We start from the raw sequence: 18770 nt of genomic DNA on the forward strand, positions 1-18770 counted from the left end.
CAGAAAAATGGTAGAATCATACAAAGCAATTAACTGGAATCGTATTGAAGATATGATTGACAAGTTAACATGGGAAAAATTAGTTGAACAGTTTTGGACGGATACTCGTATCCCTTTATCCAATGACCTAAGGGACTGGAGCCGTTTAAGCTTGGACGAAAGAGATATGCTGGCTAAGGTATTTGGAGGCTTGACGCTCTTAGATACCCTACAGTCGCAAGACGGCGTATCGTCTTTAAAAAAATACAGCCGTACCCAACATGAAGAAGCGGTTTACAATAATATGGAATTTATGGAATCGATGCACGCTAAAAGTTACAGTGCTATTTTCAGTACATTAAATACCAAAGCAGAAATCGACCAAATTTTCGAATGGACGCATACGGATCCAAGACTTCAGAAAAAAGCACAAATCATCAATGCTATTTACCAAGAAGGAACAGAGTTGCAGAAGAAAGCAGCTAGTGTCTTTTTGGAGTCTTTCCTATTCTATTCGGGATTCTTTGCACCCCTTCACTATTTAGGGAATGGGAAATTAGCCAACGTTGCTGAAATTATTAAGTTGATTTTGCGTGACGAATCGGTTCATGGGACTTACATTGGCTACAAATTCCAAATTGGTTACAATCAATTAGAAGAATCGGAACAAGAAGAATTAAAAAACTGGACATATGATTTATTATTCAAGTTATTCGAAAATGAAATGGAATATACAGCGGATCTTTACGATGCCATTGGCTGGACAGATCGCGTGGGGACATTCTTAAGGTACAATGCAAATAAAGCCTTGCAAAACCTTGGCTTTGACCCTCTGTTTCCGGATTCAGCTGACGACGTTGATCCGATTATTATGAATGGCATTTCTACAGGAACCAGCAACCACGACTTCTTCTCGCAAGTAGGGAATGGTTATTTGGTTGGAATGGTAGAATCGATGGAAGATAGCGATTATCTGACGTGGACCACCTAATTACTAATGACAGCCTTCATTTGCCCACCTTGTAAAAAGGGTGGGTCGATAGGTTGGCTTACCTATTTTTTTGCACTTAAATGTGAATTATTGAACAATTAAGAAAGTAGTGATTAAGATGAATACTAACTTGGAAGAAATAGCCGTACAACAATTGGAATTAAACTTAGGAAGTGTAGTGGAGAATCAACCGGTATTGACTAAACGAGTGTTAAAACGAGATGGGCGTGTACAGACATATAATCGGAAAAAAATAACGGAAGCCTTGTTTCAAGCAAGCCAGCAGATGGATTTGTCTTATAGTATAGATGAATTAAAGGACATCTCATTGTCAGTTGAGGAGATGATAAGTGATGACGCAATGGATGTGGACACGAAAACGATTGATAAAGTCGTTCTTTTCGTACTCAGCAACTTAGGGATGACTGATCTTACAACAGCTTATGTGACAAGACGAAAAGAAAAAGCTAAAGAACGTGAGAACAGGCGCGATGTGAACATAATGATTCAGAGTTTACTGGAAAAGGAAAAATCGATTGTTAATGAGAACGCTAACAAAGATAGTAAAGTGTTTAATACACAAAGAGACTTAACAGCAGGGATTGTTGGAAAAGCAATAGGATTAAAACTACTGCCGCCTCATGTAGCCAATGCCCATGAAAAAGGAGATATTCACTACCATGATTTAGACTACACGCCTTATGCCCCAATGAGCAATTGCTGTTTAATTGACTTTAAGCATATGTTTGAAGAGGGGTTTCAAATTGGGAATGCAGAAGTCGAATCACCTAAATCCATTCAAACAGCAGCTGCACAGACAGCCCAGATCATAGCGAATGTGGCATCGAGTCAATACGGCGGATGCAGTTTCGACCGTATTGATGAAGTGTTGGCTCCTTATGCCCAGCTCAATTATGACAAACACCTTGCCACCGCTCAAGAATGGATCGAAGGGCATGAAAAGCAAGAAGCTTTCGCCAGAGAGAAAACAAAAAAAGACATTTATGATGCCATGCAGAGCCTAGAATATGAAATCAATACGCTATATACCTCTCAAGGTCAGACACCTTTTACAAGTTTAGGTTTTGGATTGGGGAAAAACTGGATAGAAAGAGACATACAACAAGCGATACTATTGGTCCGCTTGAAAGGTCTTGGTAAAGAAAAGCGGACGGCTATTTTTCCTAAGCTGATTTTCACGTTAAAAAGAGGACTCAATCTAGATGAAACGGACCCAAATTATGATATCAAACAACTGGCTTTAGAGTGTTCGACTAAGCGTATGTATCCTGACATATTAAGCTACGATAAACTGGTTGAATTGACAGGGAGTTTTAAAACCCCTATGGGATGTCGGTCATTCCTTCAAGGGTGGAAAGACGAACAAGGCAACGAAGTAGCTGCCGGTCGAATGAACCTGGGTGTGGTCACATTAAACGTTCCTCGGCTAGCTATTGAGGCAAAAGGAGACATGGACTGCTTTAACCACCTGTTGGAGGAACGTCTAGCATTAGTTAAGGATGCACTTTTCTTCAAAGCTAACCGAGTGATGGAGGCCGAACCATCCAATGCACCCATTCTGTATATGCACGGCGCTTTTGGTAAACGACTCACTAAAGATGATGACGTCTCTCAGCTCTTTTTGAATAAGCGTGCGACGATATCCTTAGGTTACATTGGTCTTTATGAGACAGCCACGCTATTTTATGGGGCAGAATGGGAAGATAATGAAGAAGCAAAGCAGTTTACGTTAACTATATTAAAAAAACTAAAGGCACAGGCAGATCAGTGGGGTCAGGAGAGTGGCATTCATGTCAGTGTCTATTCAACACCTAGTGAAAGTTTGACGGACCGCTTTTGTAAACTCGATAAAGACAAATTCGGCATAATAAAAGATGTCACGGATAAAGGCTATTACACAAATAGTTTCCACTACGATGTACGGAAAAACCCAACACCATTTGAAAAGTTAGAGTTTGAAAAAGAGTATGCACCGTATACAGGGGGCGGGTTTATTCACTACTGTGAATACCCTAAACTACAAAGTAATCCGAAAGCATTGGAAGCTGTTTGGGATTACGCTTATGACCGTGTGGGTTACCTAGGGACCAACACACCGATTGATCGCTGTTACCAGTGTGATTTTGAAGGAGATTTCAAGCCAACAGAACAAGGCTTCACTTGCCCGAGTTGCGGGAATACGGATCCTGAAACCTGTGATGTCGTGAAACGAACCTGTGGGTATTTAGGTAATCCACAAAAAAGACCAATGGTAGAGGGACGTCATAAAGAGATAGCCTCTCGCGTGAAACACATGAAGGGCAGGGCTTAGTATGCCAGCAAATCCAATCGAATGGACATCAAAAACCTTTAGTAAGAGTTATATTGCTGACTATAAAGCTTATAATTTTGTGGACGGAGAGGGAGTCAGGTGTAGTCTTTATGTGAGCGGCTGTCCCTTTGCCTGCAAGGGTTGCTACAATAAAGTAGCTCAAAACTTTTCATACGGCACCCCTTATTCAGTTGAATTGGAAGAGCGCATTTTAAAGGATCTAGAAGCCGAGTATTGCCAAGGACTAACTTTACTTGGTGGGGAACCCTTTTTAAATACAGATGTGACCTTGTCCTTATGTCGTAAAGTGCGAAAGCAGTTTGGAGATGAAAAAGATATTTGGTCCTGGAGCGGCTACACTTGGGAAGAACTATTGCAGGGCACTCAAGATAAACTAGAGTTGCTTCAATATATCGATGTTTTGGTAGACGGTCGATTTGAAAAACAGCTGAAAAATTTGAATCTTGCATTTCGTGGAAGTTCTAATCAACGTATCATTGATGTCAAACGATCCTTTGCCTCAAATACAGTCGTCTTGTGGAAAAATGGAAAATACCATTAACTTTTTCCTGCAGGATTCCTATTACGATGTATGTCTATCATTGACTAAAAAAGCTTTAACCTAGATGCTTGAGGTTAAGGCTTTTTTGATTAAGGTTAAAGAAAATGATGACCATTCAAGGTGAGTCGTCCATCTGAGTTGTAATCAAAAGCCTAAATGATTACAACTCAAGAAGGAAAGCCATTGTGAGTTGAAACCAAAGAACACATAGTAGTAGCTACTCTTACTTTAAAATAAAAACAGTATGAACCATCTCATGGCATCGATAAATTTGGTATAATGGATAAAACAATGATAAAGGAAGCTAAAGTAGTGACGATTCAATTAAAAGAAGATGAACGGGTAGATCAACTGATGCAGTATGGATTGGAAATCATCCAAAGTCCGTCTGTATTCTCATTCTCGCTGGATGCGGTCCTGTTGGGAGATTTCGCTAAAGTTCCGAAACATAACCGAGCGAACATTGTGGATTTGTGTTCAGGGAACGGTGCGGTTGCATTAATGTTAAGCCAGCAAACGGATAGTCCGGTAACAGGAATCGAAATTCAAAGTCGATTAGTCGATATGGCTCAGAGAAGTATCGAGTTGAATAAATTAGAGAATCAAGTATCTGTGATTAAAGCAGATGTAAAAGACATTAACCAACATATCCCAAAAGATTCGGTAGACGTATTGACCTGTAACCCTCCTTACTTCAAAATCTCAGATAAGAGTCATAAAAATCCGAATGAGCATTTAGCCATTGCCAGGCATGAGTTGCATTTAAATTTACAAGAATTGATGCAAGCGAGTTCGGGTTTACTCAAAATGAAAGGCAAAGCGTATTTTGTCCACCGTCCGGATCGCTTTTTAGAAATAATGGACGAGATGAGAAAAGTAAACTTAACGCCCAAACGAGTCCGGTTCGTCTACCCAAAGGAAAATAAAGAGGCGAACATGCTACTCATTGAAGGCATTAAACACGGGAAAGAGACAGGCTTTAAAGTGTTACCCCCTTTGTATGTGTACCAAGAGGATGGGACGTATTTTCCAGAAGTGAAACGAATGATTCATGGGGATGAGTCACATGATGCTTAGTTATTTTTACGTTCTTTACTGTAAGGACGGCACGCTTTACGGAGGGTACACAACGGATATTAATAGACGACTGAACGAACATAACTCTGGAACAGGGGCTAAATATACTCGTCCAGCCTATAGACGTCCTGCTCATATGCTTTATGCAGAAAGTTACGATACGAGAAGCGAGGCAACGAAAGCAGAGGCAGCATTTAAAAAATTAACACGACGTCAAAAAGAAAACTTTTTAAAAACGAACGGGGTCAAGTTTCCCCTAATTAAGCAAAAAGAGTGCATAGTGAATGAGTCAGCAGGGAGAAACGAGGATAATGATGGAAACACAAAAGAGCTTTGAACCAAAAGACAAAGGCAGCCTTTATTTAGTGCCAACACCTATCGGGAATTTGGAAGATATGACCTTTCGAGCAATACGGTTATTGAAAGAAGTAGACCTCATAGCGGCAGAAGATACGAGAAACACGCAGAAATTATTAAATCATTTTGACATAACCACACCGCAAATTAGTTACCATGACCATAATGTTAAAGAACGAACCGAGCAATTGATTCAAAAATTAGTGGACGGCCAAACGATTGCTCAAGTTAGTGATGCGGGGATGCCTTCCATCAGTGATCCAGGAGTAGAGTTAGTGAAAGCTGCCATTGAGGCTGGGATATCGGTTATTCCACTGCCAGGAGCCAACGCTGCTTTGACTGCATTAATCGCTTCAGGGCTAGCACCACAGCCCTTTTACTTTTACGGCTTTTTGCCTAGAAAAAAGAATGACCTTAAACAGGCATTGAATGACTTAAACAAACGCGAAGAAACACTTATTTTTTATGAATCCCCTCATCGGCTTAAGCAAGTCATCGGAGAAATGCGAGCGATATTTGGATATGACAGACAAGTCGTTTTAGCAAGAGAAGTAACGAAACGCTTTGAAGAGTTTATAAGAGGGAACTTAGAAGAAATCAGTGAATGGACTCTTAGCGAGCAGGTACGGGGTGAGTTCGTTATCATCGTAGAGGGGAATGCTCATGTAGTGGAAGAAGGTAACCCAGAATGGGAAAAATGGTCAGTTAAGGAACATGTGGAACACCTAATGGAAGAAAAGAACGTTTCTAGTAAAGAAGCAATAAAAGAAGTAGCTATTAGTCGTGATTTGCCAAAAAGAGAGATATACTCAGCTTATCATCAACTAGATGAACACTAACAAACTCAAGACAGAGGAGGAATACCAGCGATGGATAATACAAAAGTGGGCGTTATGAAGAAAGCATTATTAGGTGTCTTACTATCTTCAACATTAGTTCTGGCCGCATGCCAGATGACAGAGGAAGAGCCGATGGATCCGGTAGAAGAAACAGGGACTGAAACGTCAGAAGATAGTAAAGCAGAGGATACTGAAACAGAGGACACTGAAGTAGAAGATACGTTAACTGACGATGATGACCCAGAACTGATGTATAGTGAGATGCTTGCCCAAGCTCAATTATTAGTTGAATCAAATCAGTACGAAGAAGCCGCTGGGACCTTGACCCTGTTGCTTGAGTCCGACTTGAATAACTACCCTGATATAAAGGAACAAGCAGAAGCTTTGAATGCTGAAATAACGGAAAACCAGACAGGCATACAGTTAATCTCTGGTGGAACGGATATAGAAGCATCTATTTTCAAAGAGGAGCGCCAGTCCGAAATCATTGCTCAACTTTATCAAGACGAAACAGGTCAGGCAATTGAAGACGCCACAGATGAGCAACTGCACATTTGGATTGAACAAGACGAAGAAGATAGTCAAATAGAAGAATCAGACATGACAAAAGAAGAAGCAGAAGACTATGCTTTTGAACAACTGTTAGAGCGAGTGGATCTTGAAAACGACGCTTACTTCTTTTTTGTAAATCAAGAAGACGCTGAATGGGTTCAATTGGAAGCACGCGAATCAGTTGACCAAGATGGCGTTGCATGGTCTAATTTAATTGGCATGTACCGTTACAATATTCAAACGGATGAATTGCTTCAATTAGATTCAGCGACTGGGGAGTATAACAGCGTCGAATAAGATAACGGAAAACTAGAATAAAAAAGGGGAGATAGCTTTGTCTAAGGTGTTACTAAGTTACTATGAATTAACAGAAGAACAGCAGGATACGGTAAAAAAGTTGGATTCAGATATCGAGATTATTTCTTCATTAGGCGAAGCGGCTAACCTATCTGACATCAACATCATTTATGGTTGGGATAAAGAAGAGTGCCCTCAATTACTAGAAGATGACGATTCTCAAGTTCAATGGATTCAACTCAATTCCGCTGGCGTTGACTATGTCGATCTGGAGTTACTAGAGAAAAAAGGGATTCAGTTGACGAGTGCTGTCGGCATTCATGCCAATGCTATCTCAGAAAGTATCTTTGGTTTACTGTTAAACTATACGCGAGGCATCGGCTACTCTTTTAAAAAGCAATTGGAAGGTATTTGGGATAAAGATGTGCCACATATCAGAGAATTGACGAATAAAACCATAGTCATTGTCGGAGCGGGACACATTGGTACGCAGACAGCAAAACGAGCCAAAGCCTTTGATATGAAGACTATTGGAATTAACCGTAGTGGGCGTTCAGTCGATTTTATGGATGAACAATTTACTCAAGAAGATTTTGAAAAAGCCCTACCTAAAGCAGACGTTGTCGTCAATATCCTGCCGTCCACTGATGAAACTCAGAACCTGTTCAACCTTGATTTGTTTAAGAAAATGAAAGAGTCGGCAATCTTTATTAATGTGGGACGTGGAACGACTGTTGTCGAAAAGGATCTGTTAACAGCCCTAGAAGATGGTTTGATTGAATTCGCTGCACTGGATGTCTTTGAAGAAGAACCATTACCAAGCGATCATCCGTTTTATCAAAGGGAAGACATGCTCCTCACGCCACATATTGCTGGTAATTTAGATGATTACGCAGCTAGTTTATTTCCTATTTTTGAAGAAAACTTAGAAGCTTTTTCTAAAGGCGAAGACTTAACAGTCAATGTCGTGGATCTAAAAAGTGGTTACTAATTAATGTATAAGCTCTCTTTCTAAATGGAAATGATTTAGAAGGGGAGCTTTTTTTGCTAGTTTGATGTGAAAGAAGTCATATAAATGAAATGGCAAAAAGGTAATAAAATTATTAAAAAAACCTAACGATGCGAACAAGAACGTGCTATAATACGGTCATGACCTTTTTTGGCATAAAGATGACACTGCGTCACATGGCAGATATTAGATTCAAAGGGGAGAAAGACATGGCAGAAGAATTAAAAAACCGTTCAGATATAGCAGAGGAATTGAAATGGGATTTATCAGCTATATTTGAATCACAGGAAGCATTTGAAGAGGCAGCCGAACAGTTACCAAAAGATGTGCAGGCATTTTCCGATACATATAACGGGAAGATTCATGATGCGGATTCATTAATCGCTGCAGTGAAAGAATATGAAACCATTATCGCTAAAGCGTCTCATTTAGGGCAGTACGGTAGCTTACCTGTATCAGTGGATATATTAGACGGGGAAGCTCAGCAAGTTGCCAGACGCACATCAAATGTTCTTGCTGGAGTGAGTGCTCAATTAAGCTTCTTCCAGTCACAAGCTGAAGACTTGAGCGACAACGTGCTAGACGAAGTTGTATCAAAAGCACCTGAATATGACACTTACATTCGTAAATTAAAGCAGTCTAAAAAAGCGAAATTGGATCCTAAAGTGGAAGAAGCATTAGCAAGGTTAAGTCCAGTGACTGGAGCGTTTTCTGAAATCTTTGAACAAGCCCGTTCAGCTGATGCAGACTACGGAACCTTTGAAGTGGACGGAACAGTCTACCCATTAAGTTTTGTTTTATATGAAGAAGTGTATATGTACCATGACAACCCGGCTGTTCGTCGTGCGGCTTATGATCAATTCAATAAAGTACTGGGGCAATACCAAAACGTCGTAGCCACCGCTTATTACACGCATGTACAAAAAGAAAAAACGTTAGCAACCATGCGTGGCTATGATTCTGTATTTGATTATTTATTGGAAAGCCAAGAAGTCACTCAAAACTTATACCACCGTCAAATTGATATGATTATGACTGACTTTGCGCCTGTTATGCGTAAATACATCACACACTTGAAAGAAGTACACGGTCTTGAAAAAATGACCTATGCCGATTTGAAAGTCGATTTAGATCCTGAATTTACGGCTCCAGTCAGTATTGAAGAGTCGAAAGACATGGTTAAAGATGCTTTGGCACCACTTGGTGACGATTATGTTAATATGATTTTGAAATCTTACCCTGAACGTTGGGTTGATTTTGCACAAAACAAAGGCAAGCGTTCTGGAGCTTTTTGTTCAACGACTTATGGCAAACACCCATTTGTCATGGTAACTTGGACTGGACAGTTATCTGATGCTTACACTTTATTCCATGAGTTAGGGCACGCAGGACAAGGTGTTTTGTCAAACGAAAACAACCCATTAACGAGTTCACGTCCATCTTTATACATTATTGAAGGACCGTCTACCTTTAACGAGTTGTTATTGACTGATTACCTTCAAAACAAAGCAGATGATGCGAGAACAGAGCGAAATGTTCTGTCTAAAATGATTTCAAAAACCTATTTCCACAATTTCGTTACTCACTTGCTTGAAGCAGCCTACCAAAGAGAAGTGTACAAACTCATTGATGCTGGTAAGAGTTTCGATGCGAAAAAATTAAGTGAAATCAAGCGTAGTGTTCTAGAACAATTCTGGGGAGATTCTGTTGAATTAGAAGCAGGAGCAGAATTGACGTGGATGCGTCAGATTCACTACTATATGGGCTTATACCCGTATACCTACTCAGCTGGCTTGACTATTGCCACTCAAGCATTCTTGAAAATTAAGAGCGGAGAAGAGTCTGTTGATGGCTGGTTGGAGTTCTTGGCATTAGGCGGACAAAAAGTTCCGGCTGAAGCAACGAAAGTAGCCGGAGTCGATATTACAACAGATAAACCGTTATCTGACACCATTCATTATTTAGATCAAACGGTCGACCGCATTATTGAATTAACTGGCGAATTAACAAATTAAATACAAGAAAAAATCCCTGCACATTAATTGAGTGCAGGGATTTTTTGGTTATATAGGATTATGCTTTTTCTTCCAAGGCAGATAAAGCAGCATTCATGCCAGCCACTCTTCCGGTAATAAAGGCACCGGTAATATTATACCCGCCCGTGTAACCATTATAGTCGAGTAGTTCGCCAGTGAAATACAAGTGATTCATCTTTTTGCTTTCCAAGGTTTTGGGGTTTACTTCTTTTGTATGAACACCGCCACCAGTCACAAAAGCTTTTTCAATAGGCAAGGAACCATTTACAGTGAAGCGGAAATCTTTTAAATAGCTTGCGATAGCGGCTCGCTCTTGATTGGTTACTGTTTTAAATGCCTTATCGCTATCCACACCTAATTTATCTAAACCAAATAGAATGTAACGTTCGGGTCCGAATTGCTTGAGGGTATTTTTAGTGCTTTTATCCCCTTCGTTTTTTGCCAGACGTTCCAAGGTTTGGGTCAGTTCACCAAGCGATACATCAGGCAAGGAATCGATAGCCATCGTTGCTTCTTCCGTTTTATCACGTGTCATCGTTTGATGAACAAACATGGAACAACGCAAGACTGCTGGACCGGACACGCCGAAGTGAGTGAAAATCATGTCCATTCGATGTGAAATCACGGCTTTGTTTTTCTTGTTTAAGACACTTACATTAACATCTCTTAAAGACAAACCTTGAAGAACACGTTCAGTAATAAAGGGTTCATCGGAAGTCACGGGAACTTCTGTCGCATATAAAGGCTTAATCGTATGACCAGCTTTTTTTGCCCAGGCATAACCATCACCCGTCGAACCGGTCTTTGGCATAGCGCGTCCACCCGTTGATAGAATCACTCGTGAACTAGATAGTGTTCGCCCATCTTGTAACAAGACACCAATAGCTTGATTGTCTTCGTATAACACTGTTTCTACAGGCGCATCTAAAAACAAATCAATTTTCATGTCTTCCATAATTTGTTTCAATGTATCCACAATCGTGCGGGACTTATCTGTCGTTGGAAACATGCGTCCATGATCTTCTTCTTTTAAAGCAACCCCGTGTGAACGGAAAAAGGCCATAATATCATAGTTATCATATTGATGGAAGGCACCATATAAAAAGCGGCCATTTCCAGGGATATGATGAATAATTTCTTCTTTATCTCTATTGTTCGTTACATTGCATCTGCCATTGCCGGTAACTAATAATTTACGACCGACAAACTTATTCTTTTCAACCAGAGCGACCGTTGCGCCATGTTCTGCTGCAGATATGGCAGCCATCATTCCACTCGTTCCAGCACCGACTACGAGTACGTCATAATGAGTCATCAGTTGACCTCTTTTCTCTTTCATTTCAAAACGGCTTATCGCCGAATAACAACAGATACTTTACCATATATATGGAAATGAAACCATAGAGTAAGCGATTTTTTTTAATTAAAATTAGATAGACAATGCTTGTCTCGACCAATGCAAAAGGAGTATGCTTACCTTAGAAGACAAAAATCATTTCAGGAGGCACACAGGCATGGGATTCAGGAACGATTTTTTATGGGGTGGAGCAACAGCTGCCAATCAATTAGAAGGCGGTTACATTGAAGGCGGACGTGGACTGGCAAATGTGGACGTTTTGCCAATCGGTAAAGACAGACGGCCAATTATTTCGGGTCAAGTCAAGCATCTAGATTTTGATGAGGAAAACTACTTTTATCCCGCGAAAAAAGGGATTGATCACTATAACCGGTTCAAAGAAGATATTGCACTTTTTGGAGAAATGGGCTTTAAAACGTACCGATTATCGATTGCGTGGACACGTCTATTTCCTAAAGGAGACGAAGAGGAACCGAATGAGGAAGGGCTGAAGTTTTACGAAGACCTGTTTAAAGAATGCCACAAATATGGAATTGAACCGTTGGTGACCATCACGCATTTTGATTGCCCAATGCATTTGATTAAAGAGTATGGTGGCTGGCGTAATCGTCAAATGATTGGTTTTTACGAAAAGTTAACGAGAACCGTGTTTACTCGTTATAAAGGACTGGTCAAATACTGGCTGACATTTAATGAAATCAATGTGCTACTTAGAGGCTCATTTATGGGAGCAGGCATCTACTTTGAAGAATGCGAAAACCAAACAGAGATAAAATACCAAGCCGCTCACCATGAATTAGTGGCGAGTGCCTTAGCAACAAAAATAGCTCATGAGATTGACCCAGAAAACAAAGTAGGGTGCATGTTGGCAGCAGGAAATTATTATCCAAACACGCCTCATCCTAGAGATGTCTTCGCTGCACAACAAGCAGACCGACGAAACTACTTTTTCATTGATGTTCAGTCAAGAGGTGAATACCCAGCCTATGCCTTAAAACAGTTCGAACGCGAAGGCATCACGATTCCCTTTGAAGAAGGAGACAAGGAACTTCTAAAAGACCATACCGTAGATTTTATTTCCTTTTCTTATTATGCGTCACACGTTGCAACAGGCGATCCAGAAGTAACGGAACAAGCAGAAGGCAATATCTTTTCATCTGTTAAAAACCCATACCTGGAAACAACAGAGTGGGGCTGGCAAATTGACCCGCTAGGCCTTCGTATCACCATGAACGAGTTATATGACCGCTATCAAAAACCATTATTCATTGTAGAAAATGGTTTAGGTGCTACTGATGAGCCTGATGAAAATGGCTACGTTGAAGATGATTACCGGATTGATTATCTGGCTGCTCATATTGAACAGATGAGAGATGCAGTGGAATTGGATGGAGTCGATTTACTTGGCTACACCACGTGGGGTTGCATCGATTTGGTCAGTGCCGGAACGGGAGAAATGAAGAAACGCTACGGCTTTATCTATGTCGACCGGGATAATGAAGGCAATGGCACACTGAAACGTTCAAAGAAAAAATCATTTTATTGGTATAAAAAAGTGATTGAAACAAATGGAGAAGACTTAAGTAACGATTAAAGCGTGTGAAGAGACACAATCCTACAAAAGGGTGTGTCTTTTTTTTTGACTATGAGCACGCTTTTAAATAATACTAAATAAGTTTACCGCTTTCTATTGACTTTTTTTCTAGAATTGATAAACTTATCACGAAACCGGTTACAGGAGGAGAGTGAAGACATGGCAACGATTAAGGATGTGGCAAAACTGGCAGGTGTATCCGTAGCGACCGTATCAAGAGCGCTAAACGATAGTGGTTACGTCAGTGAAGAGTCTCGAAAAAAAGTAGAACAAGCCATCAAAGAGTTAGAGTTTACCCCCAATGAAGTGGCACGCTCGCTATTTCAAAAGTCATCTAAAATTATCGGCTTGTTACTTCCAGACATATCAAACCCCTATTTTCCCATTGTCGCAAAAGGTGTAGAGGATCGAGCTCAGGAAAAAGGATATATGGTCATACTAGGAAATGTTGAGGATAACCCCGAAAAAGAAACAACCTATATGAAGTTTTTCTCTCAATATAACATTAGTGGTGTCTTATCTGTCGCTGTCGTAAAAAATAGCAGACACACAAATGGCCCTTACGTTCTTTTGGAGCGAGCCAGTGATAAGGAAGATTATTCTGTGTCAACAGATGATGTTCTAGGTGGCCGATTAGCAGCAGAAGCCATTGCAAAGCATGCAAAAGGGAAGGTCATCGTCATTGCCGGACCAAAAGAGGTGCAGGGATCCGTTGATCGACTGATTGGGAATATAGAGGTTTTGAAAGAAAAATACATAGACTATGAAGTATTCGAATCAGGTACCTTCCAAATAAGTGATGCAGAAAAAATAGCATACGATTTGTTTGAGCGCTATACAGATTTTGATAGTGTCATTGCCAGTAATGATGTAACGGCTTTAGCTATCATAAAAGAAGCACATAAAAGAGGATTAACTGTACCAGAAGATTTACAACTAATCGGTTATGATAATATACCCTTTAGTCAATTGAGTTCACCAGGTTTAACAACGATTGGACAACCCGCTTATGACACGGGATACAAAGGGGCGACCTTACTATTGAATTTAATTGAAAAGAAACCGATTCATAACAAGAAAGTCAAATTGAAGCCTGAATTGGTGGTAAGAGAAACCTTAAGAAAAGAAAGCTAAATCAATCAAAGAAGCGACTACCAATTAAATGGAAGTCGCTATTTTGTTTTAAAGGTCTCTAAGGCTAGCCACATTGCTTGTTTTATCTGACGTTTGCTGATCCTTTTCTTTTAACACTCGGGCAGGGGTTCCGCCGACAACTGTATGCGGAGGGACATCTTTAGTCACCACAGAACCAGCTGCAACCACACTACCTTCCCCAATGCGAACCCCTTCTATGACTACTGCGTTGGCACCGATATAGACATGATCTTCGATAACAACAGGCTCAGCCGAAGCGGGTTCTACAACCCCGGCTAACACTGCACCGGCCCCTATATGGCAATGCTCTCCTACTACAGCTCGCCCGCCCAAAACGGCATTCATATCAATCATCGTCCCGTTGCCGATGACCGAACCGATATTGATAACGGCACCCATCATAACGACCACGTTATTTCCAATCTCTACTTTTTCGCGAATCAAAGCCCCTGGTTCGATTCGGGCATTCAATTGACTAATATCAAGTAAAGGTAGGGCACTGTTTCGTCTGTCAATTTCAATGACTTTATCTTTGACTTTATCTTTGTGCATATTGAGTACAGCAAAAACATCAGTATACTCACCGAAAACCACTTTTGACAACCCTTCTCCAAAGACAGTGCAACGAGGAAAATCAAGAGGTTCTGTCAAATTGACGTAGGCTTTTACAGGGGTCTGTTTGATTGATGAACTGATGTAATGAATAATTTCTTCTGCTTCCATAATGGTTTCCTCCACTTTAAAGTGCCTATTATTTTAACGAATATTAGAATACCATTAACAAAAATAATAATCTACTCATATTGTTATTTTTTTTCAGTATTGGTAAACTAATTTCATTCTTAAAAACAAGGGGACCTTTACTATGAAGGAATTGTTCAATCGCGACGTACTCCAATCAGAATCTAGTGCCATTCGCTACTTTAATGACTACGCTGTAGAAAATGGGGCGACTCATTTTTTAACATTAGGTGAACCCGATTTCGAGACACCTCAAACGGTTAAAGAAGCAACCGTTAAAGCATTAAATGATAATATGACAAGCTATGCCCCTTCTAAAGGGTTGCTTAGCTTACGTCAAGCCATTAGCCAATTTGAAGAACAAACTAATCAATTAATGTATGATCCTGAAGACATCATCATTACAGCGGGGTCAACTGAAGCCATATCGACAGCACTGGCAACCATCTTGAATCCTGGAGATGAAGTCATTGTCTTAAACCCTGCTTTTTCTCTTTACCGTCAATTGATTGAACTAAGAGGCGCCACGTGCGTGACAATTGATACATCCGCCAACCAGTTTCAAGTATCTAAAGAGATGGTAGAAGCTGCCGTGACGGATCGAACGAAAGCTATTATTTTAACGTCTCCCAATAACCCAACAGGAACGGTACTCGATGACTCATCCTTAGAGGTCATCCATGACATCGTCTTAGAAAATAACTTTTTCGTCCTATGTGATGAGGTATATAACCAGTTGATATTCGAGGAACGTATTCCTCTATTTGCTCAGTTTGAAGACATAAGAGACTACATTATTGTTTGCCAAAGCTTTTCTAAACCGTATGCGATGACAGGTTGGCGAATCGGTTACTTGATGGCGAGCACAGCCTTTATAGAACAAGCATTAAAAATTCACCAATACACCTTAACGTGTGTCACTACATTTATCCAAGAAGCCGCCATCGCTGCCTTACATTACCCGATTGATCATATGGTAGACAGTTACCGCAAACGACGCGATTATATGTATGGTCGACTAGTGGATATGGGAGTAGACGTTGAACTGCCTAAAGGCGCTTTTTATATGTTTCCTTCCATTAAGAAGTATGGCCTCTCTTCATGGGAATTTTGCGAGCGCCTCGTTCAAGAAGAAAAAGTCGCGTTAATCCCTGGAAGTTGCTTTGAAGCCGATGACTTCGTCCGTATCAGTTTTTGCGTGAGCCAGCAAACGATTGAAGAGAGCATGGATAGATTGGAACATTTTTTAAACCAGTTATAATAGACGAGTCTTCTGTTAAATAAAGATCATATTGGTCATATTTTGGTTTGACCTAATTTGACCAATGGTGTATAATTGCTAATAGATTCCATTGAATTGGGAAGTATGCTACACTGAATAATGATAAATTTAAGGAGGACGTTTAAATGAACTTAGTACCTACAGTAATTGAACAGTCACCAAGAGGGGAAAGAGCGTACGATATTTATTCCCGCTTATTAAAAGACCGTATTATTATGTTGGGAGGTCCCATTGATGATCAAGTAGCAAACTCTGTTATTGCTCAGCTATTATTCTTGGATGCTCAAGACCCTGAGAAAGACATTTACCTTTACATTAACTCACCAGGAGGAAGTGTAACAGCTGGACTCGCTATTTTTGATACAATGAACTTCATCAAATCAGATGTCCAAACCATCGCTATTGGTTTAGCAGCGTCTATGGGAAGTTTCCTACTGGCGGCTGGTGAAAAAGGCAAACGATTTGCTCTACCTAATGCTGAAGTCATGATTCACCAACCACTTGGCGGAGCACAAGGTCAAGCAACTGAAATTGAAATTGCTGCACGTCACATCTTGAAAACACGCGAACGCTTAAACAGAATCTTAGTTGAGCGCACTGGCCAAGATATGGAAGTAATCGAACGCGATACGGACCGTGACTTCTTTATGACGGCTGAAGAAGCAAAAGATTACGGTTTAATCGATGAGATTATGGACAGCACTGCAAAATTAAATAATTAAAATAGAAGTGGCCCGGTCTAACGACTGGGTCATTTTTTTGTACAAAGATAAGGCAAGTAAATGAGTGGGAAAGCAATGCTTATTACTGGTTTATCAATTTTTACAAGAGTATAATGATTAATAGAGGTAAAAATAGGAGGAGTCGGATAAATGGACACATCAGAAATAAAAAATGAGAAAGTAACAACAGAAGGAGGCATCCATTACGGCAAGCAAGATGCCCCAATTAAAGTGGTAGAATTTTTGAATTTACGCTGCCCACACTGCAAAACATGGTGGGATAATGCTTCACCTATTTTAGAAGACCATGTCAATAATGGACAAGTTGAACGAATAATCAAATTATATAATAAAGATAAAGAGAGCTTAAGAAGTGGCAATATACTCCACGACTATATCGAATATGAGGATACTGACCGTGCCATGGAAGATATTCATTTTTATATCGAACACCAAGAAGAATGGGGTAGCCTCTCTGAAGATGAGTTGGGTGAGTACGCTAAAGACAAACGCGGAGCAAGCAAACAAGACAACACACTCGAAGCGAATAAGATTATAGAAGAAACCCAACGGACGAATGTTTTATTCGTTCCTACAGTCGTTATTGAAGACTATATTGTGGATGCAAACACACTTAAAGAAGAAATAGCGAGTATCATTGAAGCGAAAATGGACCGTGACAGAGAGAATAGAAAACCGAACGAATTTTAATGGGCGTAAAAAGTCCCGATTATCTGCTTTGTTGGCTTGTTTTTTGCCCCGCCTTCTGTTACACTGTTAAAGTAAGCTAGAAAACGAGAAAGCTAAAAAAAGTGAAATAGAGTTAAGGGGAAGGTGCTTGTGCAATATGTTGTCTGTTATAGAAAAAGTTGCACCAGGAACTCTTCAAATCTTAAAACGCAGATATTTAATTCTTAATCACCTTCAAAAGTCCGGTCCAATTGGAAGAAGAGCGTTAGCTGATCTCTTAGGTTTTACAGAACGTTCCCTAAGAAGCGAAGTGGATGTCCTCCGTACCCAGGGCTTAATCAAAACGTCTACCCAAGGCATGCAATGCACGCCAGAAGGTATTACGGTTATATATAAATTGGAACAACTGATGAGTCAGCATATTCAGTCTCAAGAAAAAGAAGCAAGACTGGCGAGTTATCTAGGTATTCAACACTGTACCATTACGATGGGTAATTCAGATAAGAATCACGAAAGTTTAGTAGAAATGGCTAAAGTGGCAGCTGAAGTCATGGACTTTCTTCTCCCAGAAGGCAACAATACGGTTGCTGTCATGGGTGGAACAACCATGTTTGAAGTAGCAGAAGCAATGGATAAGCATATTGGACAAAATCGAACCTTGTTATTTGTACCTGCAAGAGGTGGCTTGGGAGAATCGATAGATATTCAAGCTAATGTTATTGCAGAAAACATGGCGCGCCGAACAGGCGGGAAGAGCCGAGCCCTTTATGCACCTGAGCACGTCAGAATGGAAACTTATTCATTGTTGCTAGAAGAACCAGAGATAAAAGAAACACTCGAAATAGTTGAAAATGCCTCACTTGTTTTATACAGTATAGGTGACGCCATTGAAATGGCTGAGCGAAGAGGCTTGGATAAGCAAACGCTGGATCAGTTAAGTAACGATCAAGCTGTTGCTGAAGCGTTTGGAGAATTTATAAATGTCGAAGGAGAAGTCGTTTATAAGCTCTCCCGAATAGGATTAAGATCATCTAAACTCCCTATGATACCGAATGTTGTTGCTGTAGCAGGGGGTACTCGAAAAGCGAGAGCTATCGAAGCACATATGAAAACTGTCCCTCCTCACACGTGGTTAGTGACGGATGAGGCAGCCGCAAATGAGATTTTAAAAGAGGTAGACTCTTTAAAATAAAAACTG

17 protein-coding genes are annotated in these 18770 nt (G+C 40.3%); 15 read left to right on the top strand and 2 right to left on the bottom strand.

The genetic code is table 11. From position 1 onward, the window contains the following. The first annotated feature begins 7 nt into the window (after positions 1-7). From nrdF to pepF, 9 genes are all read left to right on the top strand, one after another. Entirely contained in the window at positions 8-970 is a 963-nt protein-coding gene (gene nrdF, locus C3945_RS04905; RefSeq protein ID WP_161878577.1) for a class 1b ribonucleoside-diphosphate reductase subunit beta, read from the top strand. A 118-nt stretch (positions 971-1088) separates the two neighbouring features. Then, positions 1089-3302, top strand: coding sequence for an anaerobic ribonucleoside-triphosphate reductase (gene nrdD / locus C3945_RS04910; protein ID WP_161878578.1), 2214 nt, complete (start codon positions 1089-1091; stop codon positions 3300-3302). 1 nt (position 3303) lies between these two features. Beyond that, positions 3304-3864, top strand: a complete 561-nt coding sequence (gene nrdG, locus C3945_RS04915; RefSeq protein ID WP_161878579.1) for an anaerobic ribonucleoside-triphosphate reductase activating protein — start codon at positions 3304-3306, stop codon at positions 3862-3864. A gap of 291 nt (positions 3865-4155) precedes the next feature. After that, positions 4156-4941, top strand: a complete 786-nt coding sequence (locus C3945_RS04920) for a tRNA1(Val) (adenine(37)-N6)-methyltransferase (protein WP_161878580.1) — start codon at positions 4156-4158, stop codon at positions 4939-4941. Then, complete coding sequence (locus C3945_RS04925) at positions 4931-5278, top strand: GIY-YIG nuclease family protein (RefSeq protein ID WP_161878581.1); 348 nt, start codon at positions 4931-4933, stop codon at positions 5276-5278. Before C3945_RS04920 ends, C3945_RS04925 begins: the two co-directional genes overlap by 11 nt. Continuing rightward, positions 5256-6137 (top strand): 16S rRNA (cytidine(1402)-2'-O)-methyltransferase, encoded by an 882-nt coding sequence (rsmI, locus tag C3945_RS04930; RefSeq protein ID WP_161878639.1) that lies wholly within the window; start codon positions 5256-5258, stop codon positions 6135-6137. The genes C3945_RS04925 and rsmI overlap by 23 nt, the downstream gene beginning before the upstream one ends. A gap of 30 nt (positions 6138-6167) precedes the next feature. After that, positions 6168-6986, top strand: a complete 819-nt coding sequence (locus tag C3945_RS04935) for a hypothetical protein (protein ID WP_161878582.1) — start codon at positions 6168-6170, stop codon at positions 6984-6986. A 46-nt stretch (positions 6987-7032) separates the two neighbouring features. Then, positions 7033-7977 carry an NAD(P)-dependent oxidoreductase gene (locus tag C3945_RS04940; RefSeq protein WP_237585486.1) on the top strand — a complete coding sequence of 315 codons (945 nt, stop codon included), beginning with the start codon at positions 7033-7035 and terminating at the stop codon, positions 7975-7977. A gap of 227 nt (positions 7978-8204) precedes the next feature. Continuing rightward, positions 8205-10010 carry an oligoendopeptidase F gene (gene pepF / locus C3945_RS04945; RefSeq protein ID WP_161878584.1) on the top strand — a complete coding sequence of 602 codons (1806 nt, stop codon included), beginning with the start codon at positions 8205-8207 and terminating at the stop codon, positions 10008-10010. 58 nt (positions 10011-10068) lie between these two features. Here pepF and C3945_RS04950 read toward each other — a convergent pair whose 3' ends face one another. Further along, positions 10069-11346 (bottom strand): NAD(P)/FAD-dependent oxidoreductase, encoded by a 1278-nt coding sequence (locus tag C3945_RS04950; protein ID WP_161878585.1) that lies wholly within the window; start codon positions 11344-11346, stop codon positions 10069-10071. 199 nt (positions 11347-11545) lie between these two features. On the opposite strand from C3945_RS04950, the gene C3945_RS04955 reads away from it, so the two are divergent. Beyond that, the gene (locus C3945_RS04955) at positions 11546-12982 is read left to right on the top strand and encodes a 6-phospho-beta-glucosidase (RefSeq protein WP_161878586.1); all 1437 of its coding nucleotides are present in this window, start codon (positions 11546-11548) and stop codon (positions 12980-12982) included. Between the two features lie 159 nt (positions 12983-13141). Beyond that, the gene (locus tag C3945_RS04960; protein WP_161878587.1) at positions 13142-14116 is read left to right on the top strand and encodes a LacI family DNA-binding transcriptional regulator; all 975 of its coding nucleotides are present in this window, start codon (positions 13142-13144) and stop codon (positions 14114-14116) included. A 48-nt stretch (positions 14117-14164) separates the two neighbouring features. Here the strand turns inward: C3945_RS04960 and dapD are convergent, their stop codons facing one another. Next, positions 14165-14860 carry a 2,3,4,5-tetrahydropyridine-2,6-dicarboxylate N-acetyltransferase gene (gene dapD / locus C3945_RS04965; RefSeq protein WP_161878588.1) on the bottom strand — a complete coding sequence of 232 codons (696 nt, stop codon included), beginning with the start codon at positions 14858-14860 and terminating at the stop codon, positions 14165-14167. A 142-nt stretch (positions 14861-15002) separates the two neighbouring features. Between dapD and C3945_RS04970 the strand changes: the two genes are divergently transcribed. The 4 genes from C3945_RS04970 (at position 15003) to C3945_RS04985 (ending at position 18764) form a co-directional block, all read left to right on the top strand. Next, entirely contained in the window at positions 15003-16139 is a 1137-nt protein-coding gene (locus tag C3945_RS04970; protein ID WP_161878589.1) for a pyridoxal phosphate-dependent aminotransferase, read from the top strand. Between the two features lie 146 nt (positions 16140-16285). Continuing rightward, entirely contained in the window at positions 16286-16882 is a 597-nt protein-coding gene (gene clpP, locus C3945_RS04975) for an ATP-dependent Clp endopeptidase proteolytic subunit ClpP (protein WP_161878590.1), read from the top strand. Positions 16883-17032: 150 nt separating this feature from the next. Further along, positions 17033-17593: a thioredoxin domain-containing protein gene (locus C3945_RS04980; protein WP_161878591.1), complete on the top strand. Its 561-nt coding sequence runs from the start codon at positions 17033-17035 to the stop codon at positions 17591-17593. A gap of 136 nt (positions 17594-17729) precedes the next feature. Further along, positions 17730-18764 carry a sugar-binding transcriptional regulator gene (locus C3945_RS04985; RefSeq protein ID WP_237585487.1) on the top strand — a complete coding sequence of 345 codons (1035 nt, stop codon included), beginning with the start codon at positions 17730-17732 and terminating at the stop codon, positions 18762-18764. Positions 18765-18770: the final 6 nt, after the last annotated feature.

The sequence above is a fragment of the Alkalibacterium sp. MB6 genome (assembly GCF_009935905.1).
In the GTDB taxonomy this organism is placed as follows: domain Bacteria; phylum Bacillota; class Bacilli; order Lactobacillales; family Carnobacteriaceae_A; genus Alkalibacterium.